Annotated in this window: 3 rRNA genes; all 3 read right to left on the reverse strand. The window is 53.6% G+C overall.

What is annotated here, in order from left to right:
• Positions 1–186: 186 nt before the first annotated feature.
• Positions 187–303 (reverse strand): 5S ribosomal RNA (gene rrf / locus JF66_RS20150).
• 110 nt (positions 304–413) lie between these two features.
• Positions 414–3,542: ribosomal RNA gene (locus JF66_RS20155) — 23S ribosomal RNA — on the reverse strand.
• A gap of 442 nt (positions 3,543–3,984) precedes the next feature.
• Positions 3,985–5,518: ribosomal RNA gene (locus JF66_RS20165) — 16S ribosomal RNA — on the reverse strand.
• The 16S, 23S and 5S rRNA genes sit together here, the layout of an rRNA operon.
• Positions 5,519–6,038: the final 520 nt, after the last annotated feature.

The raw sequence follows: 6,038 nt of genomic DNA on the forward strand, positions 1-6,038 counted from the left end.
ACCAGCGGGGGTTTCGCTGGTCGAGGAACGCCGTCTACGGCGTGTCTCGAGACCCGGTGAGCCGAGCCTCCAGGCGCAGGTCGCGGGGTCTCGATCGCTCCTTCGTCGCGCCTCGACCAGCGGACAGGCGGGTTAACGCAAGAAAGCCACCCCGTGGGGTGGCTTTCAAGTGTGTTGCTAAGTTAAGTCCGGCGGTGTCCTACTCTCCCACAGGGTCCCCCCTGCAGTACCATCGGCGCAAAGAGTCTTAGCTTCCGGGTTCGGAATGTGACCGGGCGTTTCCCTCTTGCTATAGCCGCCGAAACATCTTCCGATGAATCGAACAAACTTATACAAATGTATTTAGTTATTTGTTCTCGACCGTACATCGAGAACCACATAGTGGACGCTAAAGCAGCTTCTTCAAACTGAGTGTTATCAAATTATCGGCTTATTAGTACCGGTCAGCTTCATGGGTCTTTAGTCCCCACTTCCACATCCGGCCTATCAACGCAGTAGTCTAGCTGCGAGCCTCTCCCCCTAAGGGATGGAAATCTTATCTCGAAGCCGGCTTCCCGCTTAGATGCTTTCAGCGGTTATCCGTTCCGAACGTAGCTAATCAGCGGTGCTCCTGGCGGAACAACTGACACACCAGAGGTTCGTCCATCCCGGTCCTCTCGTACTAGGGATAGATCTTCTCAAATTTCCTGCGCGCGCAGCGGATAGGGACCGAACTGTCTCACGACGTTCTAAACCCAGCTCGCGTACCGCTTTAATGGGCGAACAGCCCAACCCTTGGGACCTACTCCAGCCCCAGGATGCGACGAGCCGACATCGAGGTGCCAAACCATGCCGTCGATATGGACTCTTGGGCAAGATCAGCCTGTTATCCCCGAGGTACCTTTTATCCGTTGAGCGACAGCGCTTCCACAAGCCACTGCCGGATCACTAGTCCCGACTTTCGTCCCTGCTCGACTTGTCAGTCTCACAGTCAAGCTCCCTTGTGCACTTACACTCGACACCTGATTACCAACCAGGTTGAGGGAACCTTTGGGCGCCTCCGTTACTTTTTAGGAGGCAACCGCCCCAGTTAAACTACCCACCAGGCACTGTCCCTGAACCGGATCACGGTTCGAAGTTAGGTATCCAATATGACCAGAGTGGTATTTCAACGATGACTCCACCTGAACTAGCGTCCAAGCTTCACAGTCTCCCACCTATCCTACACAAGCCACACCGAACACCAATACCAAGCTGTAGTAAAGGTCACGGGGTCTTTCCGTCCTGCTGCGCGTAACGAGCATCTTTACTCGTAATGCAATTTCGCCGAGTTCGCGGTTGAGACAGCTGGGAAGTCGTTACGCCATTCGTGCAGGTCGGAACTTACCCGACAAGGAATTTCGCTACCTTAGGATGGTTATAGTTACCACCGCCGTTTACTGGGGCTTAAATTCTCAGCTTCGCCTTGCGGCTAACCGTTCCTCTTAACCTTCCAGCACCGGGCAGGCGTCAGTCCGTATACATCGTCTTGCGACTTAGCACGGACCTGTGTTTTTAGTAAACAGTCGCTTCCCACTGGTCTCTGCGGCCTTCGAACGCTCCAGGAGTAAATCCCTTCACGCCTCAGGCCCCCCTTCTCCCGAAGTTACGGGGGCATTTTGCCGAGTTCCTTAACCACGATTCTCTCGATCTCCTTAGTATTCTCTACCTGATCACCTGAGTCGGTTTGGGGTACGGGTGACTAAAACCTCGCGTCGATGCTTTTCTTGGCAGCATAGGATCACTGATTTCACCCTTACGGGCTACCCATCGGGTCTCAGGCATCATGAACGACGGATTTGCCTATCGTTCGCCCTACATCCTTAGACCGGGTCAACCATCGCCCGGCTCAGCTACCTTCCTGCGTCACACCTGTTAATACGCTAACCGCACCAGCATAGGGTCGCACGCTAGGCCCCACGCTTCACCCCGAAGGGATCCATCTAGGGGATTCAGATGCTTAGCATTACTGGATTAGTTTGGGCGGTTTTTCGTCAGTACGGGAATATCAACCCGTTGTCCATCGACTACGCCTGTCGGCCTCGCCTTAGGTCCCGACTTACCCAGGGCGGATTAGCCTGGCCCTGGAACCCTTGATCTTTCGGAGGACGGGTTTCTCACCCGTCTTTCGCTACTCATGCCTGCATTCTCACTCGTGTGGCCTCCACGGCTGGTTTACACCGCCGCTTCGCTGGCCACACGACGCTCTCCTACCCATCAACACGGCTGAACCAACCACACAAGGTGGCGGCTTACCAAAAATATCAATGCCACAACTTCGGTGGCGTGCTTGAGCCCCGTTACATTGTCGGCGCGGAATCACTTGACCAGTGAGCTATTACGCACTCTTTCAAGGGTGGCTGCTTCTAAGCCAACCTCCTGGTTGTCTGTGCAACTCCACATCCTTTCCCACTTAGCACGCGCTTTGGGACCTTAGTTGGTGGTCTGGGTTGTTTCCCTCTCGACGATGAAGCTTATCCCCCACCGTCTCACTGCTGCGCTCTCACTTACCGGCATTCGGAGTTTGGCTGACGTCAGTAAGCTTTTGGGCCCCATCGGCCATCCAGTAGCTCTACCTCCGGCAAGAAACACGCAACGCTGCACCTAAATGCATTTCGGAGAGAACCAGCTATCACGAAGTTTGATTGGCCTTTCACCCCTATCCACAGCTCATCCCCTCCATTTTCAACTGAAGTGGGTTCGGTCCTCCACGACGTCTTACCGTCGCTTCAACCTGGCCATGGATAGATCACTTCGCTTCGGGTCTAGGACATGCGACTGAATCGCCCTATTCAGACTCGCTTTCGCTACGCATTCCCCTCTCGGGTTAAGCTCGCCACATATCACTAACTCGCAGGCTCATTCTTCAAAAGGCACGCTGTCACCAGAATCAGACTGGCTCCAACGGTTTGTAAGCAAACGGTTTCAGGTACTATTTCACTCCCCTCCCGGGGTACTTTTCACCTTTCCCTCACGGTACTTGTTCACTATCGGTCATGTAGGAGTATTTAGGCTTATCAGGTGGTCCTGACAGATTCACACGGGATTTCTCGGGCCCCGTGCTACTTGGGATACTTCTCGAGTGATTGCTGCATTTCGACTACGGGGTTCGCACCCTCTATGACCAGGCTTTCAATCCTGTTCGTCTATACAACGTTCTAACCCTCACCATCTCGGTAGAAATGATAGAAAAGTCCCGCAACCCCGACCATGCAACGCCTACCGGCTATCACACATGATCGGTTTAGCCTCATCCGGGTTCGCTCGCCACTACTAACGGAATCACTATTGTTTTCTCTTCCTGTGGGTACTGAGATGTTTCACTTCCCCACGTTCCCTCTACCCGCCCTATATATTCAGGCGGGAGTCACCAGGTCACCTCACGGGCCTGGCGGGGTTTCCCCATTCGGACATCCTCGGATCACAGTTCGTTTATCAACTCCCCGAGGCTTATCGCAGATTACTACGTCCTTCTTCGGCTCTACATGCCAAGGCATTCACCGTTTGCTCTTAAAAATTTGACATCACATGAGTTTGAATCGATTAAGTATGCCGAATAAATCCGACATCGAAATTGACCAATGATCTAATTGCTTAGATCTTTGTAATTTGTCGAACCGAAGTCCGATCAAATTTAAGATGCTCGCGTCCACTGTGTAGTTCTCAAAGTACGGGCGGTACCCCTTCACGCCGGCGATTGATGCCAACAAGAAAAGGTCCAGAGGAATGGTCAACCCCACACCCAAAGGCATGGAATGTTCCGGTCCCTCAGGACCCAACAGCGTGCATATGCAAGTCTCTCTGACCCGATCTTTTCCAACCTCCGAAGAAGCGTACTTGAACCGAACCAGCCGTTCTTGCATCAATGTCAATGTTCCACCCATGAGCGCCATCCACACCGTTCGGCGTGGTATGACTGGCAACCTAATTCCGCTGTATACAGACGGGATTGCACGTGCTCCTTAGAAAGGAGGTGATCCAGCCGCACCTTCCGGTACGGCTACCTTGTTACGACTTAGTCCTAATCACCGATCCCACCTTCGACAGCTCCATCCCTTACGGGTTTGGCCACCGGCTTCGGGTGTTACCGACTTTCATGACTTGACGGGCGGTGTGTACAAGGCCCGGGAACGTATTCACCGCAGCGTTGCTGATCTGCGATTACTAGCGACTCCGACTTCATGAGGTCGAGTTGCAGACCTCAATCCGAACTGAGACCGGCTTTTTGGGATTCGCTCCACCTTGCGGTATCGCAGCCCTTTGTACCGGCCATTGTAGCATGCGTGAAGCCCAAGACATAAGGGGCATGATGATTTGACGTCATCCCCACCTTCCTCCGAGTTGACCCCGGCAGTATCCCATGAGTTCCCACCATTACGTGCTGGCAACATAGGACGAGGGTTGCGCTCGTTGCGGGACTTAACCCAACATCTCACGACACGAGCTGACGACAACCATGCACCACCTGTATACCGACCTTGCGGGGCGACTGTTTCCAGCCGTTTCCGGTATATGTCAAGCCTTGGTAAGGTTCTTCGCGTTGCATCGAATTAATCCGCATGCTCCGCCGCTTGTGCGGGCCCCCGTCAATTCCTTTGAGTTTTAGCCTTGCGGCCGTACTCCCCAGGCGGGGAACTTAATGCGTTAGCTGCGACACGGAGACCGTGGAATGGTCCCCACATCTAGTTCCCAACGTTTACGGCATGGACTACCAGGGTATCTAATCCTGTTCGCTCCCCATGCTTTCGCTCCTCAGCGTCAGTTACGGCCCAGAGATCTGCCTTCGCCATTGGTGTTCCTCCTGATATCTGCGCATTCCACCGCTACACCAGGAATTCCAATCTCCCCTACCGCACTCTAGTCTGCCCGTACCCACTGCAGGCCCGAGGTTGAGCCTCGGGTTTTCACAGCAGACGCGACAAACCGCCTACGAGCTCTTTACGCCCAATAATTCCGGACAACGCTTGCACCCTACGTATTACCGCGGCTGCTGGCACGTAGTTAGCCGGTGCTTTTTCTGCAGGTACCGTCACTTCCAGGAAAACCCAGTCGCTTCTTCCCTACTAAAAGAGGTTTACAACCCGAAGGCCTTCGTCCCTCACGCGGCGTTGCTGCATCAGGCTTGCGCCCATTGTGCAATATTCCCCACTGCTGCCTCCCGTAGGAGTCTGGGCCGTGTCTCAGTCCCAGTGTGGCCGGTCACCCTCTCAGGCCGGCTACCCGTCGTCGCCTTGGTGAGCCATTACCTCACCAACTAGCTGATAGGCCGCGAGCTCATCCTTGACCAAAATTCTTTCCACCCCCAGAGATGCCTCCAAGGGTCGTATCCGGTATTAGCTACAGTTTCCCGCAGTTATCCCAGAGTCAAGGGCAGATTGCTCACGTGTTACTCACCCGTTCGCCACTGATCAAAGAAGCAAGCTCCTCATCACCGTTCGACTTGCATGTGTTAAGCACGCCGCCAGCGTTCGTCCTGAGCCAGGATCAAACTCTCCGTAAATGTTTGAATAGCTACCCAACCGAAATCGGATGCCCATCTAGTGCACCAAGCCGCCGGAATAGGCGAACAAGATACAAGTTTGAAACTGACAGAACAAATCATTACTGACTTGCTTTGTTTGTTTTGCGTGATCGAAACCACGACTTTCAATTCATATTCCAAAGGAATCTCTATTGCGGTACTCGCTAGAAACGAGCCCTACAACCGAGGTTTTTGGCATTTGACATTGTGCACGCTGTTGAGTTCTCAAGGATCGGACGCACCCAGCCGCCGACCACAAGGCCATTGCACTGGAGCACTTCACTAATTTCGTGTAGCCCCACCCACACCCAAAGGCGCAGAATGAAACTTCATCAAGCCAAACAACACCACAAAAGCAGGCTATCTAAACTTGGGATTTGGTCCCGCATGAGGCCGGTAAGCTAAGCAGCTTTCCGCACCTGTGGGGCGACTTAGATGACATTACGGCCAATCCCCCAACCACGCAAATCAGACCCCCTTTTCACGACATCCCGGCGCG

It is taken from the genome of Cryobacterium sp. MLB-32, assembly GCF_000738085.1.
Lineage (GTDB): Bacteria > Actinomycetota > Actinomycetes > Actinomycetales > Microbacteriaceae > Cryobacterium.